The 20,266-nt window shown below is 67.8% G+C and carries 17 protein-coding genes; 13 read left to right on the forward strand and 4 right to left on the reverse strand.

Annotation, left to right across the window (positions count from 1 at the left end; all coding sequences use genetic code 11):
* Window positions 1–119 precede the first annotated feature (119 nt).
* The 5 genes from ACTIEF_RS02940 to ACTIEF_RS02960 all read left to right on the forward strand — a co-directional run bounded on the left by ACTIEF_RS02940 (window position 120) and on the right by ACTIEF_RS02960 (window position 5,777).
* The gene (locus ACTIEF_RS02940) at window positions 120–2,009 is read left to right on the forward strand and encodes a BCCT family transporter (RefSeq protein WP_439470704.1); all 1,890 of its coding nucleotides are present in this window, start codon (window positions 120–122) and stop codon (window positions 2,007–2,009) included.
* A 131-nt stretch (window positions 2,010–2,140) separates the two neighbouring features.
* Entirely contained in the window at window positions 2,141–2,410 is a 270-nt protein-coding gene (rpsT, locus tag ACTIEF_RS02945; protein ID WP_439470705.1) for a 30S ribosomal protein S20, read from the forward strand.
* Window positions 2,411–2,858: 448 nt separating this feature from the next.
* A complete protein-coding gene (gene dnaA, locus ACTIEF_RS02950; protein ID WP_439470706.1) occupies window positions 2,859–4,304 on the forward strand; it encodes a chromosomal replication initiator protein DnaA in 1,446 nt (481 codons plus the stop codon).
* 117 nt (window positions 4,305–4,421) lie between these two features.
* Window positions 4,422–5,540 carry a DNA polymerase III subunit beta gene (dnaN, locus tag ACTIEF_RS02955; protein WP_439470707.1) on the forward strand — a complete coding sequence of 373 codons (1,119 nt, stop codon included), beginning with the start codon at window positions 4,422–4,424 and terminating at the stop codon, window positions 5,538–5,540.
* A 99-nt stretch (window positions 5,541–5,639) separates the two neighbouring features.
* On the forward strand, window positions 5,640–5,777 hold the full coding sequence (locus ACTIEF_RS02960) for a hypothetical protein (protein ID WP_439470708.1): 138 nt from the start codon (window positions 5,640–5,642) through the stop codon (window positions 5,775–5,777).
* A 54-nt stretch (window positions 5,778–5,831) separates the two neighbouring features.
* Here the strand turns inward: ACTIEF_RS02960 and ACTIEF_RS02965 are convergent, their stop codons facing one another.
* A complete protein-coding gene (locus ACTIEF_RS02965; protein WP_439470709.1) occupies window positions 5,832–7,661 on the reverse strand; it encodes a hypothetical protein in 1,830 nt (609 codons plus the stop codon).
* Between the two features lie 160 nt (window positions 7,662–7,821).
* Between ACTIEF_RS02965 and recF the strand changes: the two genes are divergently transcribed.
* The 3 genes from recF to gyrB all read left to right on the forward strand — a co-directional run bounded on the left by recF (window position 7,822) and on the right by gyrB (window position 12,565).
* Window positions 7,822–8,982, forward strand: a complete 1,161-nt coding sequence (gene recF, locus ACTIEF_RS02970) for a DNA replication/repair protein RecF (protein ID WP_439470710.1) — start codon at window positions 7,822–7,824, stop codon at window positions 8,980–8,982.
* A 749-nt stretch (window positions 8,983–9,731) separates the two neighbouring features.
* Entirely contained in the window at window positions 9,732–9,974 is a 243-nt protein-coding gene (locus tag ACTIEF_RS02975; RefSeq protein ID WP_439470711.1) for a hypothetical protein, read from the forward strand.
* A gap of 152 nt (window positions 9,975–10,126) precedes the next feature.
* Window positions 10,127–12,565 (forward strand): DNA topoisomerase (ATP-hydrolyzing) subunit B, encoded by a 2,439-nt coding sequence (gyrB, locus tag ACTIEF_RS02980; RefSeq protein WP_439470712.1) that lies wholly within the window; start codon window positions 10,127–10,129, stop codon window positions 12,563–12,565.
* Between the two features lie 18 nt (window positions 12,566–12,583).
* Here gyrB and ACTIEF_RS02985 read toward each other — a convergent pair whose 3' ends face one another.
* From ACTIEF_RS02985 to ACTIEF_RS02995, 3 genes are all read right to left on the reverse strand, one after another.
* Window positions 12,584–13,015 (reverse strand): surface-adhesin E family protein, encoded by a 432-nt coding sequence (locus ACTIEF_RS02985; protein ID WP_439470713.1) that lies wholly within the window; start codon window positions 13,013–13,015, stop codon window positions 12,584–12,586.
* A 68-nt stretch (window positions 13,016–13,083) separates the two neighbouring features.
* A complete protein-coding gene (locus ACTIEF_RS02990) occupies window positions 13,084–14,238 on the reverse strand; it encodes a DNA cytosine methyltransferase (RefSeq protein WP_439470714.1) in 1,155 nt (384 codons plus the stop codon).
* A gap of 42 nt (window positions 14,239–14,280) precedes the next feature.
* The gene (locus ACTIEF_RS02995) at window positions 14,281–15,246 is read right to left on the reverse strand and encodes an SDR family NAD(P)-dependent oxidoreductase (RefSeq protein WP_439470715.1); all 966 of its coding nucleotides are present in this window, start codon (window positions 15,244–15,246) and stop codon (window positions 14,281–14,283) included.
* A 134-nt stretch (window positions 15,247–15,380) separates the two neighbouring features.
* On the opposite strand from ACTIEF_RS02995, the gene ACTIEF_RS03000 reads away from it, so the two are divergent.
* From ACTIEF_RS03000 to ACTIEF_RS03020, 5 genes are all read left to right on the forward strand, one after another.
* On the forward strand, window positions 15,381–16,403 hold the full coding sequence (locus ACTIEF_RS03000; protein WP_439470716.1) for an NAD(P)H-dependent amine dehydrogenase family protein: 1,023 nt from the start codon (window positions 15,381–15,383) through the stop codon (window positions 16,401–16,403).
* A 77-nt stretch (window positions 16,404–16,480) separates the two neighbouring features.
* A complete protein-coding gene (locus ACTIEF_RS03005; RefSeq protein WP_439470717.1) occupies window positions 16,481–17,014 on the forward strand; it encodes a nuclear transport factor 2 family protein in 534 nt (177 codons plus the stop codon).
* Between the two features lie 9 nt (window positions 17,015–17,023).
* On the forward strand, window positions 17,024–17,782 hold the full coding sequence (locus tag ACTIEF_RS03010; RefSeq protein ID WP_439470718.1) for an SDR family oxidoreductase: 759 nt from the start codon (window positions 17,024–17,026) through the stop codon (window positions 17,780–17,782).
* A gap of 33 nt (window positions 17,783–17,815) precedes the next feature.
* Window positions 17,816–18,643 carry a DUF1295 domain-containing protein gene (locus tag ACTIEF_RS03015; protein WP_439470719.1) on the forward strand — a complete coding sequence of 276 codons (828 nt, stop codon included), beginning with the start codon at window positions 17,816–17,818 and terminating at the stop codon, window positions 18,641–18,643.
* Window positions 18,640–20,145: an AMP-binding protein gene (locus ACTIEF_RS03020; RefSeq protein WP_439470720.1), complete on the forward strand. Its 1,506-nt coding sequence runs from the start codon at window positions 18,640–18,642 to the stop codon at window positions 20,143–20,145. Before ACTIEF_RS03015 ends, ACTIEF_RS03020 begins: the two co-directional genes overlap by 4 nt.
* Window positions 20,146–20,266 lie beyond the last annotated feature (121 nt).

Below are 20,266 nucleotides of genomic sequence, written 5' to 3' on the forward strand. Positions count from 1 at the left end.
CGTTACAATTGTAACCAATAAGCGTCAACTGTCGCTAACGCCCATCTTTTCCACTTTTCCGCCTTGATTGGGGAACTCATCGGCCACAGTGACGCTTGGGCCGAATGCTAAAGACCAAGATGAACCCCCGTGTCTTCTGGGGGGCGAGCCTGATTATCGGGCTGCTCCTCATCGTCGCCCTGCTCGCGCCGGGCGCTTCCGACCGGGTGTTTCAGGCGGCCCAGTCCTGGGTGATCGACACCTTTGGCTGGTTCTACATCGCCGCCGTGGCGGGCTTCCTCGGACTGGTGCTGATCCTGGCCTTTGGTCCCACCGGCGCGCTGAAGCTGGGGCCGGACGATGCCGAGCCTGACTTCCCCTATGTGTCCTGGCTGGCCATGCTGTTCGCCGCCGGCATGGGTATCGGCCTCATGTATTTCGGCGTCGCCGAGCCCATCCAGCATTTTATCAGCCCGCCGGCCCAGCAGGGCGGCACCTTCGCCGCCGCGCGCGAGGCCATGGGCATCACCTTCTTCCACTACGGCGTCCACGCCTGGGCCATCTACGCCCTCGTCGGGCTCAGCCTGGCCTTCTTCGCCCACCGCAAGGGCCTGCCCCTGACGCTCCGCTCCGGCCTGTCGCCCCTGCTGGGCAAGCGGATCAACGGCCCCATCGGCGACGCCGTCGACATCTTCGCCATCTGGGGCACGGCCTTCGGCATCGCCACCTCGCTGGGCTTCGGCGTCTCCCAGATGAACAGCGGCCTGTCCTATCTGCTGGGCATTCCGAACAACGCCTGGGTTCAGGTCGGCCTGATCGCCGTCGTCATGGCCGCCGCCATCGCCTCGGTGATGAGTGGCGTCGGCAAGGGGGTGCGTCGCCTGTCCGAGCTGAACCTGATCCTTGCCGTCCTGCTGATGGTCTTCGTCCTGTTCGTCGGCCCCACCAACTTCCTGTTCAAGGCGCTGGTCCAGAATTTCGGCTTCTATCTCGACCATTTCTTCGAGCGCACCTTCACCCTCTACGCCTATGAGCCAAGGGCGTGGATGGCCGACTGGACCCTCTTCTACTGGGCGTGGTGGATCGCCTGGTCGCCCTTCGTCGGGATGTTCATCGCCCGCATCTCGCGCGGGCGAACGGTGCGCGAGTTCATTCTCAATGTCCTACTGGTCCCGGCGGGCTTCACCTTCCTCTGGATGACGGTCTTCGGGAACACCGCCATCAGCCTCGACATGGGTTCCGCCGCGGGGGCGATCTCGCAGGCGGTCACGGCGGACCTGTCGACCGCCCTGTTCCACTTCCTGGAGCATCTGCCGGGCGCGGCCATCACCTCGACCCTGGCCATCCTGCTGGTGGCCGTCTTCTTCGTGACCTCGGCGGACTCCGGGGCTCTGGTCATCGACACCATTGCGTCGGGAGGGGCGGACGATACGCCGAAATGGCAGAGGCTCTACTGGTGCCTCCTGCTGGGGCTCGTCGCGGCCCTCCTGCTCTTGGCCGGCGGGCTGGGCGCGCTTCAGGCGGCGACGCTGGTCGCGGCCCTGCCGTTCACCGTCATCATGATCCTGATCTCGGTCGGTCTGGTGCGGCAGATGAACGCCGACCTGTCCGGCCGGACGCTGGAGACCGAGGCGCCGCCCCTGTCCGAGCAGTTGAAGCGGATTTTCTCGCCCGCCAGCCGCAAGGAGATTGATCGTCAGTTGGCCCGCGCCGGCGTTCCAGCGCTGGAGAGCGTGCGGGACGGTCTGAGGGCCGAGGGGCTCGCCGCTGATGTCGCGACAGATGAGGATGGGGCGTCCCTGTCGGTCGATGTGACCGAGGGCAGGGCCTTCCACTATCGCCTGTCCGCCCTGCGCCGCCCGCGTCCGGCGCTGACCGCGCTTGAGGCGCCCGAAGGACGCCGTGCGATGGAGTGGCGCCTCTCCGCCCGGTCCGACGATGCGGGGCGCGCGCGTGACGTCACCGGCTTCACCCGCGACCAACTGGTCGAGGATATGCTGGACCACCTGCAACGCTGGAGGCGCGGATGAGGCCTCCCGCAAAACGAGTCGGAGTCTGCTTGCCCCTCCGATCCCTTTCCGCTATAGCCGCGCGCTCTTGAGATTTCCGCACGCCGTGGACGTGAGCTCCGCGGCGTTTTCCGTTCGATAGGTTTTGACTTATGGCCAACAATCCCGGCGCCAAGAAAGCGATCCGCAAGATCGCGGCCCGCACCGAAGTGAACAAGGCGCGCCGCACGCGCGTCCGCACCTTCCTGCGCAAGTTCCAGGAAGCCGTCACCGGTGGCGACGCCGGCGCCGCGAAGACCGCTTTCGTTGAGGCTCAATCGGAGCTGATGCGCGCCGTCTCCAAGGGCGTCGTTCACAAGAACACCGGCTCGCGCAAAGTGTCGCGCCTGGCCGCGCAACTGAAGAAGATGTCGGCCGCCTGATTTTTCGGGCTCCGGACGGCCTTTCATGGGCCTGTCATGGTAAAGATCAGTGTTTTCAACGGCGAGGGCGCGCAAGCTCCCTCGCCGTTTGCGCGTCCGCTGGTAACCGCTGTCACGCGAATTGGTGCTCGCGTATGGAGCGAAATCTGGATTTCCCAAGGCTGCGGGCGGCTTTAGCGGAGTCAACAATTTTAACTGCAAATCTCGACTCGAATCAGCGTTGACCCGCCCTTCGCCGGGCGTAAGTTCAAGGGGCTGACGCACTTCCATCCCCACACGGATGAAGACGGAGCGGAACGCTGTTCTGCACCGGCGTGAGCCGTCTGATCGAGAGAACGACCCCATCCGGGCGGCGGCTTCGTCGCACCGGGCAGGAGAAGTCGTCCCTGCGTCAGCCGGTTCAGAAGGGCGCCACATGTGATGGACTTTTGCGGCGGGTGGCTGACCGATGATGGGGAGCGCAAGAATGGCGGGGATGACGGATCCGGATCGAATCTGGACCGAGGCGGCCGGTCGGCTGCGCGGTGAGATCGGCGAGGGGGCGTTCAGCTCCTATATCGCGCCGTCGGCCGTGCGCGTGGACGGCGCCGGTCAACTGATCCTGGTCACCCCCACCGCCTATGCCCGTGACTGGGTGCGCAAGAACGCCCTGCGTCGCATGAATGAACTTTGGCTGGGCCTCGACGGCCTGAACCGCCGTCTGGACGTTCGCTGCCGCGCCGAGATGGGCTCGGTCGCCCCGGCCTCGCAGGTCGCCGCCGGTCGCGCCGCGCCTTCGATGGCGGGCGGCAATGTCGTCGCCATGCCGATGGCCACCGTCGCCCCGGTCGCCGACGGCGCCCGCGCCGTGCGCGCGGCTGGCCTGCAGGACCGCCTGACCTTCGACAGCTTCGTGGAAGGGCAGGGCAACGCCTTCGCCCTGGCCATCGCCCGTCAGGCCGCCGCCTGGGCCGACGGCCACTTCAACCCGATCTTCTTCTGCGGCCCCTACGGCTACGGCAAGACCCACCTGCTGAACGCCATCGCCTGGGAAGCCCAGCGCCTGCGTCCGGACGCGAAGGTGGTCTATCTGACCGCCGAACGCTTCCTGTCGACCTTCGTGCGCGCCATGCAGGACCGCTCGACCGCGGCCTTCAAGGACAGCCTGCGTTCGGCCGACATGCTGCTGATCGACGACGTCCAGTTCGTCGGCGGCAAGGCCTCGACCCAGGAAGAGCTGCTGTCGACGCTGACCGCCCTGATCGAGGACGGCAAGAAGATCATCCTCTCGGCCGACAAGCCGCCGATGGCCCTGACCGAGGTCGAGCCGCGCCTGCGCAGCCACCTGGCCTCCGGCCTGACCTGCCCGGTCGAGCCCGCCGATCGTTCGCTCAAGCTGGCCGTGGCCCGCAACCGTATCGAGGCCCTGTCGAAGCTGGGCGTCGTCTCGGGCGAGGTTCGTCCCGACGTGCTGGAGCATCTGGTCGACCGCACCCCAGGCTCGATGCGTGAGCTGGAAGGCGCCGTGAACACCCTGGCCGCCGTCGCCGCCACCCGCCTGTCGGCCCTGACCGTCGATGAGGCGCAAGGCCTGCTCGGTTCGGCCCTGCGCGGCGGGCCGGAGCGCCGCATCACCGTCGACGAGATCCAGAAGACCGTCGCCGACCACTTCACCCTCAAACAGGCCGACCTGCTGTCGGAGCGCCGCACCCGTTCGGTCGCCCGCCCGCGCCAGATCGCCATGTATCTGTGCAAGCAGCACACGACCCGCTCCTATCCGGACATCGGCCGCCGCTTCGGCGGGCGCGACCACACCACGGTCCTGCACGGCGTCCGCAAGATCGAGGAGCTGATCGCCCAGGACGAGCAGATCGCCCGCGACGTCGAGGCGCTGACGCGGAAACTGCGGGGCTGACTGTGGACAGTGGGGAGGGTTTCCGCCTCCCCCGTTGCTCCAGCGGCCTAATCCGCTAGTGTCCATACCCCATAGTTTACCGGCGGCTCTCGGTGAGTCGTCGCGGGGCGAGACGACATGCAACTGACCATCGAACGATCCGCGCTTCTGAAGGCCCTCGGGCACGTCCAGAGCGTCGTCGAGCGTCGAAACACCATTCCGATCCTGTCCAACGTCCTGCTGTCCGCGGGCCGCGACAAGCTCAGCTTCGCGGCCACCGATCTCGACATGGAGATGGTCGACGAGGCCGAGGCCGTGGTGAACGTCGAGGGCCAGATCACCGCCCCGGCCCACACCCTGTACGAAATCGTCCGCAAGCTGCCGGACGGCGCCGAGGTCTCCCTGACCTGGTCGGGCGACGACCCCCGCCTGCTGGTCCAGGCCGGTCGCTCCAAATTCAACCTGCCGGTCCTGCCGGCGGGCGACTTCCCGGTCATGTCCACCGAGACCTCGGGCTCGCGCTACACCCTGGCCAAGGAAGACCTGGCCCGGCTGATCGACAAGACCCGCTTCGCCGTCTCGACCGAAGAGACCCGCTACTATCTGAACGGCCTGTACCTCCACACCGTGGCCGAGGGCGGCATTCCGCTGCTGCGCGCCGTGGCCACCGACGGCCACCGCCTGGCCCTCGCCGAGACCCCGGCCCCCGAGGGCGCCGCCGGCGGCCCGGGCGTCATCGTCCCGCGCAAGACGGTCGATCAGGTCCGCCGCCTGCTGGATGACGGCGCCGGTATGGTCGAGGTCATGGTCTCGCCGCAGAAGATCCGCTTCGAGTTCGGCCAAGCGTCCCTGACCTCCAAGGTCATCGACGGCGCCTTCCCCGACTACATGCGCGTCATCCCCAAGGGCAACGACAAGCAGGCCGACATCGACAACACCGTCTTCGCCTCGGCCGTCGACCGCGTCGCCACCATCTCGGCCGAGAAGAGCCGCTCGGTGAAGCTGGCCTTCGAGCTGGACCGCGTCACCCTGACCGTCCGCAACATGGAAGCCGGGCAGGGGGTCGAGGAGGTCGAGATCGGCTATTCGGAAGAGCCCTTCGAGATCGGCTTCAACGCCCGCTATCTGCTGGACGTCGCCGGCCAGATCACCGGCGAGACCGCCCATTTCAAATTCGCCGACCCGGCCAGCCCGACCCTCGTCCTCGATCCGGGCGACCCGGGCGTCCAGTACGTTCTGATGCCGCTGCGGGTGTAATCGGGTTCGGGCTCAAATCCGGACGCCCTGACCCCCAACCACCCCGCGCCGGAACATCCTTCTCGCGATGGCCGGCTGCGGCGCGGGTCTCGCGCTGGCGTGTGGTTCGTCGATCAGCCCGAGCAGGCTGACTTCAAGGTCTGGAGCGCCCTCGGCATCGCCGTGCTCGGGATCGGCCTCGTCCTGGCGGCGCACCTCGGCATGGCTCCCGAACCCCTGGCCGTGCTGATGGAATAGTGGCGAGCGCGGCATATCGCCTGACCTCAGCGCGATCCTGAGCCGCCATGCGGACTACGATTTGCGTTCTCTGGCCCGGAAGCCACGCTCCCACAGCTCCCCCAAGAACAGCGCAAAGCAGAGAATGGCGATAACGACGCCCACCGTCAGGGCAGACGCTCTGGCGTCCAGATGGGCAAAAAAGCCGGGCAATGGCTTGAGAATCTTGGGCCAATGCTCAGCTTTCTTGGCGTGGTCGATCGCGTAGTAGACGCTCTGCATCCCGTAGTAGACGAACAGGAGCTTGCCCAGTCCATCGGCCGCGCGCTGGAATTTGACGATCGCATCTGACTGGGCGGCGATCTTCCGGGTGCGTTCGACCGTGTCCTGCCGTTGCAGCCGTACGTAGGCGTCGTTCAGCTTTCGAGCGATCGAGCCATACAGATCCGGCGCGGTCAGCATCCACTCGATGGGACCCACGACCCGTCGTCTCAGGAACTGATCGTAGGGCTGGTAGCCCGGAAGATTGATGATCCCCAGATCGATGCAAAGGCGCTGCACGATCGCATACTGCGCCTGCACGATCCCGGCCCGTACGATCAGCGGCTTGGTGTTGGGGACGATCTTCTCCCGTTCGTAGTCGTCGTCGGTGAAGCCTTCGCCCGCCGGCACGTCGCGTGTCCGGGCATGAGTGATCATCCGAAAGCGGGTCTCGATTTCCTTGACCGCCTGTTCGCTCGTCAGCGTCCGTTCGGCGAGCCGGAACTCCAGGTCCTTGGCGTGCACCAGGAAGCGGCTGATCTCCTCATGCTGCGACAACGCCCGCAGACGCGCGGCCGCGATGTCATGGAGCCGCCCCACGAAACGGCTCAACCGCCATGCGAAATTGCAGGGGGCGGCGTGGCTTATCCCGCGCTTGCCGTCCGGGGGCGAGGCAGGGTCGCGATACAGCAGAAGGTATTTCACCGGCTCTCTCGGGTTCGCGGTCTCCGAACCGAGCGAGGACACGTAGATGCAATGACCGTTCTGCATGTAGCAGGCGACACAGTCGCTCTCCTGGTCGGACAGCAGTGATCCCTTGAGCACTTCCCAGTGCTGGGTGAGGAACCGGTTGGTGCTTTGCAGCGCGGCCGCCAACTCCTGCGGCCTGAACCCGGGGGCGTCAAACTCGGGGAAGGCAGGCTCCGCCAGCGCCAGTCCGGCGCGAACGTCAGGTCTCGGGTCGGCGTCGGCCAGCACGGTCCAGGGGGCCAGGACGCTGTAGGTCAGGGCGAAGACGACGTCCTCGAGGGCTGTCCCGTTGACCTCGGTGTGAATGGGCCTGACCGCGCTCATGATCGGTCGGAAGCGCTTTTCCAGTTCCTCGGACAGATCGTTGAACAGCACCTTGTTCAGGCCGACCGCCGCTTCGCGATTGGTGGGGCCCGACCGCTCGAAGCCGCACCTGAAGACCTTGTCGGCCTGCTGCCCTGCCGCGGTCGTCCCAGGCGCGGTGCCGCGGATGGTGACCAGATAGTCCGTCTCGCTACGACCCAGTTCGATGCCGACGTGCAGGGTGACGGCGACGTAGTCCCTCAGCACCTCGATCCGCCAGAGCGCATCCCTGAACACGCTGTCCGGAATCTCGAAGGTCAGGTCCGTCGAAGCGTTCGGCGTGTTGGAGGCGTTGCTGACGTCGTAGTGGCGCACGACGTTCTTGACGAAGGCGTCGGCCCGGCTTCGGGCCTGGCCATTGGCCGCGGGGTCCTGGGCGTAATCAACGATCGCCCGCAGAAAGCGCTCAAACGTGTTCTGCCAGTCGCCGGGGCGTTCGATGCAGGCGCAAAGGCTGACCGTGGGTGGGCTGAGCAGGGTGGCGCGACGTCTGTGCGCCTCCCGGCGGCTCCGCGCATAGGTCTCGCCCATGAAGTCATAGACAGATGCAGAGATGGCCTTGCCCTCCCACAAGGTTGAGAACACAACGTTATGTGGTTAATGGGGACTGTCAAACACGGTTCGCGTGTCGCGGGTTTTGGGGTCGGGAAGCGGGTGGTGATCGCTCGCGCCCTCGGCTACGAACCCTTTGTTGATCACATCCCTCACCCTCACCGACTTCCGCTCCTATGCGAGCGCGACCCTGCCCATCGCGGCGGGGGCGGTGGTGCTCCATGGGCCGAACGGGGCGGGCAAGACCAATCTGCTCGAGGCGCTCAGCCTCTTCACCCCCGGCAAGGGCCTGCGCGGCGCCACGGCGCCCGAGATGGGCCGTCGCGAGCCCGGCGAGGCGACCGGCCGCGCCTGGGCCGTCGCCGCCGTCCTCACCGGTGAAGGCGACGAGACCAAGCTCGGCACCGGCGTCCAGACCCCCGGCGCCGCCCGCCGCATCGTCCGCATCGACGGCGAGACCGCCCAGCCCGGTCGCCTGCTCGACCTCCTGCGCCCCGTCTGGGCCACGCCCGAGCAGGACCGCCTCTTCTCCGACGCTCGCGCCGCCCGCCTGAAATTCTTCGACCGTCTGGTCTTCGCCGACCGGCCCGACCACGCCGCCGCCGTCTCCGCCTATGAGAAGGCCCTGCGCGAGCGGCTGCGCCTGCTCACCGACGGCGCCGAAGGCCGCCCCGCCGACCCGCTCTGGCTCGACGCGCTGGAGGTTCGTCTGGGCGAGGCGGGGGCCGCCGCCGCCCTCGCCCGCGCCGCCGCCCTGTCGGTGCTCCAGTCGGCCATCGACGCCCGCAACGACCGGCCCTTCCCCCAGGCCGATCTCGGCCTGACCGGCGAGGCCGAAACCCTGGCCGCCGACGGCGCTGACGCCGACGCCATCGCCGCCGTCATCCGTGACGGCATGGCCCGCTCCCGCGCCCGCGACGCCGCCGCCGGCCGCTCCCTCTACGGTCCCCATCGCTCTGACCTGACGGCCCTGCACCGCGAGAAGAACCGCCCCGCCGCCGAGGGCTCCTCGGGCGAGCAGAAGGCGCTGGTCCTCAACCTGATCCTCGCCCAGATCACCCGCCTGTCGGGGTCTCTTGTCATCCCGGAAGCGGCGCAGCCGCTATCCGGGACGGCGGCCCCCATCCTCCTCCTCGACGAGGCCCCCGCCCACCTCGACACGGCCCGCCGCGCCGCCCTGTTCGACGAGATCGAGGCGCTGGGCCTGCAGGCCTTCATGACCGGCACCGAAGCCGACCTCTTCGCCCCGCTGCAAGGCCGCGCCCAGTTCGTGAAGGTCGCCGACGGCGGTTTCGCGTAGGCTTCCCTCTCCCATCGGGAGAGGGTCCGTTTCGCAAAAATACGCGACGGTTCATCTTCAGCCATCACATGGACCGGGCCTAACGCCTTGATCTCCCTCACCCCGAAACGCCGTCAGCGTCATATTCCCGCCTGAGGAAGGACCACCCCCACACTATGCGCATCCCGTCGATGGGGAGGGCGTCGGATCCACGCTTCTCGACGACGGCGGGCTGTGGCCGAGCGATGAAGCCTGCGCGATGGAGAGTGCGGGGGTCCTCGAGGGCAGGGATGGATCCTGCCCGCTTGCTCGCCGCGCGCTGAAGGGCGGGCTGCTCGGCCCCTTACGGGTAACGATGTCCGTCCCGCGTCGGAGACAGCAATGTCGACGGCGGAGATCCGGCTAGGCTCGAATGTCAAAGCCGCCAACCGGAGAGCGCGTGGAAAACGGCGACGCGGGATGTCGATCTCGTCGAAACGGTAAACTCTAAACAGCACCGGGCGAGGCCCGACGTCCCGCGCCCTTCCCATCCCCGCTTCCGCCGGAGCGGCGAAGACGCACGTCTAAATTCTCCCTCCCCGTCCCGGGGAGGGTGGCTGAGCCGAAGGCGAAGCCGGGTGGGGAGGGCCAGGCGACACAGCCGCGCCTGTCTCACTCTGCCGCCCCCACCCGGTCGCCGCTGACGCGCCGACCACCCTCCCCGAGGCGGGGAGGGAGAACGCCGAGTTTCACCCCCACATCCCATCCCCCACACCCCGGAGGCCCCGCCCATGAAGCCCTCTCGTCCTTCCCGCCGAAATCGCCAGCTCTCCGCCCTGTGGGAGGAGCAACGTCTGCGCCTGCACCGGATCGCCCTGCGGGAGATCGAGCCCCTCTACCCCCGGGAGCGCTATTTCCACGCCGCGCTCAAGGCTGGAAAACGGGTGAACGTCTACGACTATATGCTGGCCCCGCACCTGTTCATGCTGGAGCGCGGCATCCCGGTCGACCCGACGCGATATCATGTGTTCTGACAGGCGGAATCCGACGCACCCGACGACCTGCCGGAATCGCCCCTGAAAGCTCGCAATTCCCGTCATAATTCCTATATTCTGAGCCTTCCGGCGCGGGTCAGATTCGCGCCGTCTTCCGGGTCCTCAACGGGGCCGCTTCACCGACCGATTTGATGACCGATCAGACCCCCGACGACGCTGTCGCCCCGGCCGAATACGGCGCCGACTCCATCAAGGTTCTCAAGGGCCTGGATGCCGTCCGCAAACGTCCCGGCATGTACATCGGCGACACCGACGACGGCTCGGGCCTGCACCACATGGTCTATGAAGTCGTCGACAACGCGATCGACGAGGCCCTGGCCGGTCACGCCGATCTGGTCGAGGTCATCCTGAACGCCGACGGCTCGGTCACCGTGACCGACAACGGCCGCGGCATCCCCACCGCCATCCACGCCGAGGAAGGCGTCTCGGCGGCCGAGGTCATCATGACCCAGCTGCACGCGGGCGGGAAGTTCGACCAGAACTCCTACAAGGTCTCCGGCGGCCTGCACGGCGTCGGCGTCTCGGTCGTCAACGCCCTGTCCGACTGGCTGAAGCTGGTCATCTTCCGCGACGGCAAACGCCACGAGATGCGCTTCGAGCGCGGCGACGCCGTCGTCAGCCTCGCCGTCACCGGCGACGCCCCGGTCCGCACCGAGGGCGCCAAGAAGGGCGAACTGCTGACTGGCACCCAGGTCACCTTCTTCCCCTCGCTGACCACCTTCTCGCACATCGACTTCGACCTGAAGACGCTGGAGCACCGCCTGCGCGAGCTGGCCTTCCTGAACTCGGGCGTGGTCATCAAGCTGCGCGACGACCGTCACGCCGAGCCGTTCGAGGAAATCCTCCACTACGAGGGCGGCGTCGAAGCCTTCGTGCGCCACCTCGACAAGTCCAAGTCGCCTCTGCTCAAGGACGTCATCACCGTCCGTGGCCGCAAGGACGGCATCGAGCTGGACCTCGCCCTGTGGTGGAACGACAGCTACCACGAGACCATGCTGTGCTTCACCAACAACATCCCGCAGCGGGATGGGGGCACCCACCTGTCGGCCTTCCGCGCGGCCCTGACCCGCGTCATGGGCGGCTATATCGAAAGCGCCGGCGCCGCCAAGAAGGAGAAGGTCTCCGTCTCGGGCGAGGACGCCCGCGAGGGCCTGACCTGCGTCCTCTCGGTCAAGGTTCCCGATCCCAAATTCAGCTCGCAGACCAAGGACAAGCTCGTCTCGTCCGAAGTCCGCCCCGCGGTCGAAAACCTCTGCCAGGAAGGCCTCGCCACCTGGTTCGAGGAACACCCGGCCGAGGCCAAGCTGATCGTCTCCAAGATCATCGAGGCCGCCGCCGCCCGTGAGGCCGCGCGCAAGGCCCGCGACCTGACCCGCCGCAAGACGGCGATGGAAATCAGCTCCCTCCCGGGCAAGCTGGCTGACTGTCAGGAACGCGATCCGGCCAAGTCCGAACTCTTCATCGTCGAGGGTGACTCCGCCGGCGGCTCGGCCAAACAGGCCCGCAACCGCGAGAACCAGGCCGTCCTGCCCCTGCGCGGCAAGATCCTCAACGTCGAGCGCGCCCGCTTCGACCGCATGCTCTCGTCGGAACTGATCGGCACCCTGATCCTGGCGCTCGGCACCGGCATCGGCCGTGACGACTTCAACGCCGACAAGCTGCGCTACCACAAGATCATTCTCATGGCCGACGCCGACGTCGACGGCGCCCACATCCGCACCCTGCTGCTGACCTTCTTCTATCGTCAGATGCCGGAGCTGATCGAGCGCGGGCACGTCTACATCGCCCAGCCGCCGCTCTACAAAGTCTCCAAGGGCAAGCAGTCGCGCTACCTCAAGGACCAGGCGGACATGGACGCCTACCTCATCGAGGAAGGCTCGTCCGACGCCGAACTGGACCTGCCGTCCGGCGAGCGCCGCACCGGCCTGGACCTGCAGTCTCTGGTGCGCGAGGCCAAGGCCTTCAAGGCGGGTGTCGATCGCCTGTCGCAGCGCGCCCCGGCCTTCGCCATCGAACAATCGGCCCTGGCCGGTGTCTTCAACGAAGACGGCGGCGACCTGGGCAAGGCCGCCGAGCGCCTCAACCTCTTCGCCGAGGAAGGTGACGGGGCGTGGACCGGCGGTCCGGGCGCCCAGGGCGCCATCGCCTTCGAGCGTGTTCGTCGCGCGGTCTCCGAGAAGATCGTGCTGGAAGAGACCCTGATCCGTTCGCAGGACGCCCGCCGTCTGGCCGAACGCGCCGCCGCCTTCGAGGGTCTGTTCGACCAGCCCGCCATCTTCCGCCGCAAGGACAAGTCCACGACCATCCGGGGGCCGCTCGACCTGCTCGAGGCCGTCCTCGACGCGGGCAAGAAGGGCATCGCCATCCAGCGCTACAAGGGTCTGGGCGAGATGAACCCCGAGCAGCTGTGGGAGACCACGCTGGACGTCAACGCCCGCACCCTGCTGCAGGTCTCGGTCGAGCATGAGGAAGAGGCCTCGGACCTCTTCGCCAAGCTGATGGGCGACGTGGTCGAACCGCGCCGCGAATTCATCCAGGAAAACGCCCTCGACGCCGCGGTCGACGCGTAAGGGGCGAAGGCCGGGCGGTTAAGGCCGCCCGGCGTCCAGGAAGGCCCGGATCGTCGGGAAGGTCGCGGTGCTGGAGCGCGAGCCGTCGCAGGCGATCTGTTTGATGAAGTCCGGGATGGTGTTGGGGCGCAGCGTCTCCCACGCGGCGCCCTCCTCGGGATAGTCCTCGTGGGTCCCGTCGGCGGCGTATTCGCTCTCTCCGGCGGTCCGCCATTTCCCGGCGTCGCACTGGAACTGGTAGATGGTCTGGGTGTGGCCGGTCTCGCTCGCCGCCCCGGTCATCGGCACCGAGGCCGACTGTATGGTGGTCACACCGTCCACGGTGGCGATGCTGGCCACATCGGCCAGATAAGCCCGCGTCGCTGTCCTCGAGTAGGCGTGCCAGTCCTCGGCCAGGGCGGGCGTTGCCCCCAGGATGAGGGCCGCGGCGGCCGTCAGCGCGATTTTCATTGGTGACCTCCCCAGATCGCTGTTTGGCCACATGTTGCGCCAGCCGTCCGGTTTGGCAAGCGGGGGGATCAGGCGGCCCGGCGGGCCGTCTCTCCGGCCCCGGCCAGCGGCTCGAACAGCCACCGCGCCAAGTGTCGCACCACCGGCGCCGCCACCCCGTCGCCGGTCAGCCTGCACGCCGCGCTGTACGATCCGGGCAGGCGATAGTCGTCCGACAGCCCCATCAGCCGGGCCGTCTCCCGCGCCGTCATCAGCCGCGACCGGATGCGCCCGTGCTCGACCACCACCAGCGTCTGGCGGCTCGAGCCTCCGCCCGGCGTCCGCAGGCAGCCGGCCATGTCGAACCGCACCTCGGCCCGCTGCACCTTGCGCCCTTCGGTGTCCTTGCGCGTCCGCCGGTACAGGGCTCCGACCTGCCGCGTCCCCGCCGCCCGGGCCGCCTCGACCTTGGCCCGGTTGACCGGCGACATCAGCTCCAGCAGCCGCGCCGTCTGCGCCTGACTATGCCACTCCAGATGCGGCCCATCCGTCTCGGTCAGCGCGGCCAGATCCGCCGGAGCCGCCTCCGGCTCGGGCAGTCGCCACCACAGGGCCCGGCTGCGCAGATCCGCGGGCAGCCGCTCCACCGCCCGCCGCAGACTGACCGGATGGAATGGCCCTTCCGGCCCGCTCGCCAGCAGGGCCGGATCGATCTGCACATCGCCCCGGACGCCGACCACGAACAGCCGGGGCCGCGACTGCGGCACGAACCGGTCGGCGTTGATCACCAGCGCGCCGAAGGCGTAGCCCGCCTCGTTCCAGGTCCGGCACAGGATCTCGAAGTCCCGTCCGCCGCGCGAGGTCAGGGCCCCGCAGACATTCTCGATGGCCACGATCTTCGGGCCTCGTCCTTCGCGGACCAGCCCGCTGGCCAGGCCCCAGAAGGCGTGGAAGGTTCCCGAGCGGCTGCCGCCCAGCCCCGCGCCATTCCCGGCCAGCGACAGGTCCTGACACGGGAAGGAGCCCCACATCAGGTCCGCCTGTCCGGGCAGGTCCGCGGGCGTCAGGGCGCCGATGTCCCCGACCGCCAGCTCCTCGCCGCCCCAGTTGGCGCGATAGAAGGCGGCCTTCTGCGGGTCGATGTCATTGGCGAAGGTGCAGGTCCAGTCGTCGCCCAGCCCCGCCCGCAGCATGCCGCCGCCGGCGAAGAATTCGTAAGCCTCGAAGGGGGGCGATTCGACCATCACGCCGGAGCATGCGGCTTCGGCGCCGCCGGGTCCACCGGATCAGCCGACCAGCCGCTCCCGGTCGCGATCCAGGAAGGCCACCACGTCGCTGATCTGCGTCTTCGGATTGCGGGTGTGCGGATAGGCGTGGGCCGTCCGGGGCTTCCGGTCGAACCAGATCTGGTCAACCACCTCGGTCGGCCGCGTGGCCGCCAGCCAGTCGATGGTGTCGGCCCCTTCATCGTCATTGCGCAGGATGGGGGCCAGGATCTTGCGGAACTTGGGCAGGGAGGTCTTCACCCCCGCCGTATCGGCCCAGCCGGGATGGACCGCATAGGTCTTCGCCCCGATGTCCGCGAAGGTCGCCCGCCAGTGCTCGGCCAGCGCCAGCTGCGCCCGCTTGTGCGCGGCATAGGCAGCGAAGCCGTTGAACCGCTCCTCGGGGATATTCAGCACCGATTTGCTCAGGGGCAGATTATAGAGCCCGCCCGACACCACGTTGATGATCGCCGCTCCCGGCGTCAGCATCCCGTCGTCATGCAGCCGCTCTGTCAGGATGTAGTGGCCCAGCAGATTGGTCGCGTAGGAGGTCTCCAGCCCCTCGGCCGTCGCCTCATAGGATCGCATCAGCAGGCCGACGTTGTTGACCAGCACGTCGAACTTCAGCCCGGCCAGCTCCGGGCGTCGGGTCAGCTCCGAGACCGTCCTCATCGAGGACAGGTCGCAGATCACCGGGACGATCCGGCCCGGGGCGTTTGCGGCCATCGCCTGCAGCGCCTCGAGCGCGGCGACATTGCGTCCGACAGCGTAGACCGTGGCCCCCTTGCGCACCGCCCGCAGGGCCGCGGCGCGGCCCAATCCACCGGTCGCGCCGGTGATCAGCCAGAGCTGTCCGGTGTAGTCCGCGCGCACCGGGCGGAACGGCAGGCCTCGGGCGACATAGCCCACCCGCGTGAAGGAGGGCGCGAAGCGGCCGTAGAAATTCATCGATTTCATAACGGCTTGCAGGAACGGCGGTTCGGCCATCGGACATCCTCCCAAGCGCTCCGATCGTCGCTTTCGTAAACATACTAGACAAGCGGAGGTGATTGGCAACTGGCTTGCGTTTCTGGACTAAAGGCGTATCGGTTCGGAATCGAAAGTCACGGAAGCCGCTTCTCATGACCAGACCGATCCGCGTGATCCAGTGGGCGACGGGCTCCATGGGGCGGGCTTGCCTGCGGGCCGTGATCGACGATCCGCGCTTCGATCTGGTCGGTCTGTTCGTCTATGGCGCGGGCAAGGCGCGGCGGGATGCGGGCGAGATCGCGCGGCGCGATCCGACGGGGGTGATCGCCACCCGCGCCATCGAGGACATCCTGGCGCTGGACGCGGATGTGGTGGTGCACTGCCCTATGCTGTCGGACCCCTATGACGGGCATGACGCTGACGTCCGGCGCCTGCTGGAGTCGGGCAAGAGCGTCATTTCGATCAACAACTACTTCGAGCCGCGTGCGCTCGGCGCGGACTATGCCGCCGGCCTGTCGGACAGCGCGCTGAAGGGCGGCGCGACCCTGGCGGGGACGGGGGTGAATCCGGGCTGGGTGGCCGAGCGGATGGCGGCCAATGCGGTCAGCCTGTGCCTGTCGCACCGCAATGTTGCGACCCGGGAAATCATTGACTGCACGACGGTTCCAAACCCGGAATACGTCTTTGGCGCCCTGGGCTTCGGGGCTGATCCCAAGGTGATCGATCTGGTTGACGGCCCGTTGGCGCGGACCTTCGACCGGATGTTCGCCCAGAGCGTGGAGGGGCTGGCGCAACGCATCGGCCTGACGCTGGACGGCTATGAATCCGACCATGAACTGCGGCTGGCGCGGCAGGACCTTACCGTGGCGGCGGGCGTGATCCCGCAGGGCTCCGTGGCGGCGACGACCTGGCGGGTCCACGGCCTGTCCGCCGGCGTCCGGCGCCTCACCCATGAGGTCAACTGGATCATGGATCCGACCGACCCGGCCTTCGCCGGAAAACCCCACTGGCAGATCGAGGTCGATGGGCTTCCGGGGCTGAAGATCGCCATGGATCTGGTCGACACCGCGCCCGAAGGCGTGCGGACCAAGCCGGAGCAGTTCGCGGTCGCCGCCATGGTGCTGGACGCCATTCCGCGCGTGGTCGCGGCGCCGCCGGGATTGCTCAGACTCTGATGCTGGCGGGTTGCCCGCTAACAAAAGTCATGTAACTTTCATTCAAAGACTAAAAACAAGACCGAGGAGACGACCCCATGGCTGACCGTGATCCCGAGGTGCAGGCGCTGCTCGACAAGAAGGCGATCGAGGAGGTGTTGCTGCTCTTCCTGCGGGGCTGTGATCGTGGGGATGAGGCCCTGGTCGAACGCGCCTACTGGCCGGACGGCTGGGAGGATCACGGCGGCACCTTCAACGGCCCGGCGTCGGAATGGGTGGCCGTGGTCAAGGAGCGCCTGCCCAAGGCCGGGCTGATGAACCACCTGGCCATGAACATGGTCATCGAACTGAAGGGGCCGAACTCGGCCCTTGCCGAATGCTACATCCTCACCGCCTCGCGCCTGAAGGTGAAGGGCGAATGGTTCGACACCCGCACCCTGGCCCGCTGCGTCGATCAGATGGAGAAGCGCGGCGACGAGTGGCGCATCCTCCGCCGCACCATGTGCTGGGAGTGGAATGAGGAGCACGAGATCTCGGAAACCTGGGCGCGCGGGGCGATCACCAATGATCCGACCCAACTGCGTCGCGGGGCCAAGAAGCCCGACGACATCCTCTACACCGCCGCCGCCTGAGGTCCGGTCATGGAAGTTCAGGGCTGCGTCGCCATCGTCACCGGCGCCAATCGCGGGATCGGCGAGGCTTTCGTTCGCGTTCTGCTACAGGAGGGGGCGGCGAAGGTCTACGCCGGCGCCCGCGATCCGGCGTCGGCGAAGCGTCTTGAGGACGAGTTCCCCGGCCGTGTCGTGGCCGTGGGTCTGGACGTATCGAAGCCGGACCAGATCACCGCGGCGGCCGCCGCCTGTCCCGACGTGTCGGTCGTGGTCAACAACGCCGGCGCCTTCAACAACCAGCTCCTGATCGGCGCCGATGACATGTCCGCCGCGCGCGAGGAGATGGAGGTCAACTATTTCGGTCCCCTGGCCATGGCCCGGGCCTTCGCCCCGATCCTGAAGGCCAACGGCGGTGGCGCCATCCTGAACGTGCTGTCGGTGGGGGGCATTCTCGCCGCGCCGAACATGGGGGGCTACAGCCCGTCGAAATTCGCCATGCGCGCCGCCGGAACCTGCATCCGCGCCGAGCTGGCGGGGCAGGGGACCAGCGTCACCTCGCTGATCGTCGGTTCGGTCGACACCCGCATGGCCTCGCATGTGAAGGGGGCCAAGGAGGCGCCCGAGGACATCGCCCGCGCCGCCATGCGCGGCATCACGCGCGGCACGGACGAGATCGACACCGACCGCTTCGCCATCGAGATGCGCGCCGCCATGGCGCGTGATCCCAAGGGGCTGGAACGCCAGATGGCCAAGGCCGTCTTCGTCAGGGAACCATCGACCGGCCGCTAGGCGCCGGCGGAACAATACGGGGGAGGAAGTTCAATGCCGGGCATTCAGGAGATCGCCACGATCCTCGGGATCAATCTGGGGGTCTGTATCGCCTCCTTCGTCATCCTCTGGGCCATCGGCTGCGCCCTGAAGGACGTCACCTTCGTCGACGCCTGGTGGGCGCTGGGGCTGGCCTTCATGGCCGTGACCACCTTCTTCCAGGCCGAGGGCTCGCCGGAGCGGATGCAACTGATCCTGATCCTCGCCGGAGCCTGGGGCCTGCGGCTGGGCCTCTACATCCTGTGGCGCTGGCGCTCGCATGGGCCGGACAGGCGCTATGTGAAGATGCTGAGCCGGGCGCAGGAGACCAAGGGCTGGAGCTTCCCGGTCGCCTCCTGGCGTCTGGTCTTCATGTTCCAGGCGCCGATCCTGTGGGCCGTCAGCCTGCCGGTGCAACTGGGCCAGATGTCCGCCACGCCCGCCGCCGTCGGCACGCTGGGCTGGGTCGGCGCCGGCCTGGTGGTCTTCGGCATCCTGTTCGAGAGCACCGCCGACTTCCAGCTGGTCCGCTTCAAGGCGAACAAGGCCAACGAGGGCAAGGTGCTGTCCAGCGGCCTGTGGAAATACACCCGCCACCCGAACTATTTCGGCGACCTGTGCGTCTGGTTTGGCCTGTGGCTGGTGGCCGCCGAGACGGGGCTGCTGGGCATCGTCTCCATCGCCGGGCCGCTGCTGCTGCTGCTGATGTTCGTCAAATACAGCGGCGGGCCGTCGTATGAGAAACGCCTCACCTACCAGCGCCCAGGCTATGCCGAGTACATCGCCCGGACCAGTTCGTTGATCCCCTGGCCGCCGAAGAAAGCCGGATCGGAGGCCGCGTGAAGAGGCCCGCCACCCCCCGCGTCATGTCCACCCCCGGGATCGGCGAGATGACGCCGCGGGGGATGGGCGCCCTGCTGGACATCCATGCGGCGCGCGACCCGGACGCTCCGGCCCTGTCGTTCGAGGGCACGACCCTGACCCGCGCGGCGCTGGCCTCGCGGGTCAACCGCCGGGCGCGGACGCTGGAGCGGCTGGGGGTTCAGGCGGGGGACTTCGTCGCCATCGCCCTGCCCAACAGCCCCGCCTTCCTCGAACTGGCCTTCGCCGTCTGGGCGCTGGGGGCGACCCCCGCGCCCCTGTCGCACAAGCTGCCCGCCGCCGAACTGAGAGGCATCCTCGACCTGCTCAAGCCCCGGCTGGTGGTCATCAACGATGCGTCGAAGGCGGGCGACACGCCGGCCCATGCAGAGGCCGACACCTTCGACGCCTCGGCGGACGACAGCCCCCTGCCCGAGAAGATCGCGCCGCATCTGAAGGCCATCGCCTCGGGCGGCAGCACCGGGCGGCCCAAGGTCATCGTCGACATGTCGCCGGGCGTGGCCGATCCGGACAAGCCCCTGCTCGGCATGTTGCCGGAAGGCGACGTGCTGATGAATCCGGGGCCGCTGTATCACGCCGCCCCCTTCGGCATGACCTGCTTCGCCATGGGCTGGGGCCTGCATGTGGTCCTGATGCCCCGCTTCGACGCCGAGGAGGCCCTGCGCCTGATCGAGCGGCACAAGGTGCGCTGGTTGTTCCAGGTGCCGACCATGATGCACCGTATCTGGGCCCTGCCGGACGCGGTGAAGGCGAAATACGACATCGGCTCGCTCGACGCCGTCATGCACATCGCCGCCCCCTGTCCGCCCTGGCTGAAGCAGGCGTGGATCGACTGGGTCGGCGCGGAGACGGTGTGGGAGCTCTACACCGGCACCGAGGCCATGGGCGGAACGGGCATCAACGGCGTCCAGTGGCTACAGAAGCCCGGCTCGGTCGGACGCATCCTGCCCGGCTATGAGATGCAGGTGCTGCGCCCGGACGGCTCGGCGTGTGACGTGGATGAGGTCGGCGAAATCTTCTTCCGACCGCTGCGGGGGCAGGGGACGACCTATCGCTACCTCGGCGCCGAGCCGAAGGCGGTGGGCGAGTTCGAGACCCTGGGTGATCTGGGTCGGGTGGACGCGGACGGCTATCTGTTCCTCGCCGACCGGCGCGTGGACATGATCCTGTCGGGCGGCGCCAACGTCTATCCGGCCGAGGTCGAGGCGGCCATCGACGCCTTCCCGGGCGTCCAGTGCAGCGTCGTCATCGGCCTGCCGGACGATGATCTCGGCCAGCGGGTCCACGCCATCGTCGAGACGGCGGACGGGCGACTGGACCAGGTGGCGCTGGCCGCCTTTCTCGCCGACCGCATCGCCCGCTACAAACAGCCGCGCAGCTTCGAGGCGACCGCCCAACGCCTGCGCGACGACGCCGGCAAGGTGCGGCGCAGCCAGCTTCGCGCGGAGCGCCTACTCCACTGACCCGTCATCCTCGGGCTCGACCCGAGGACGAGACGTTCAACCTGCACGATGCAAAAGAGGGCGCACGACCGACCGTGCGCCCTCTTCCATTCCATCAACACGGAAAGTCCGATCCTCGGGT

This window comes from Brevundimonas sp. (assembly GCF_051858995.1).
Taxonomy (GTDB): domain Bacteria; phylum Pseudomonadota; class Alphaproteobacteria; order Caulobacterales; family Caulobacteraceae; genus Brevundimonas.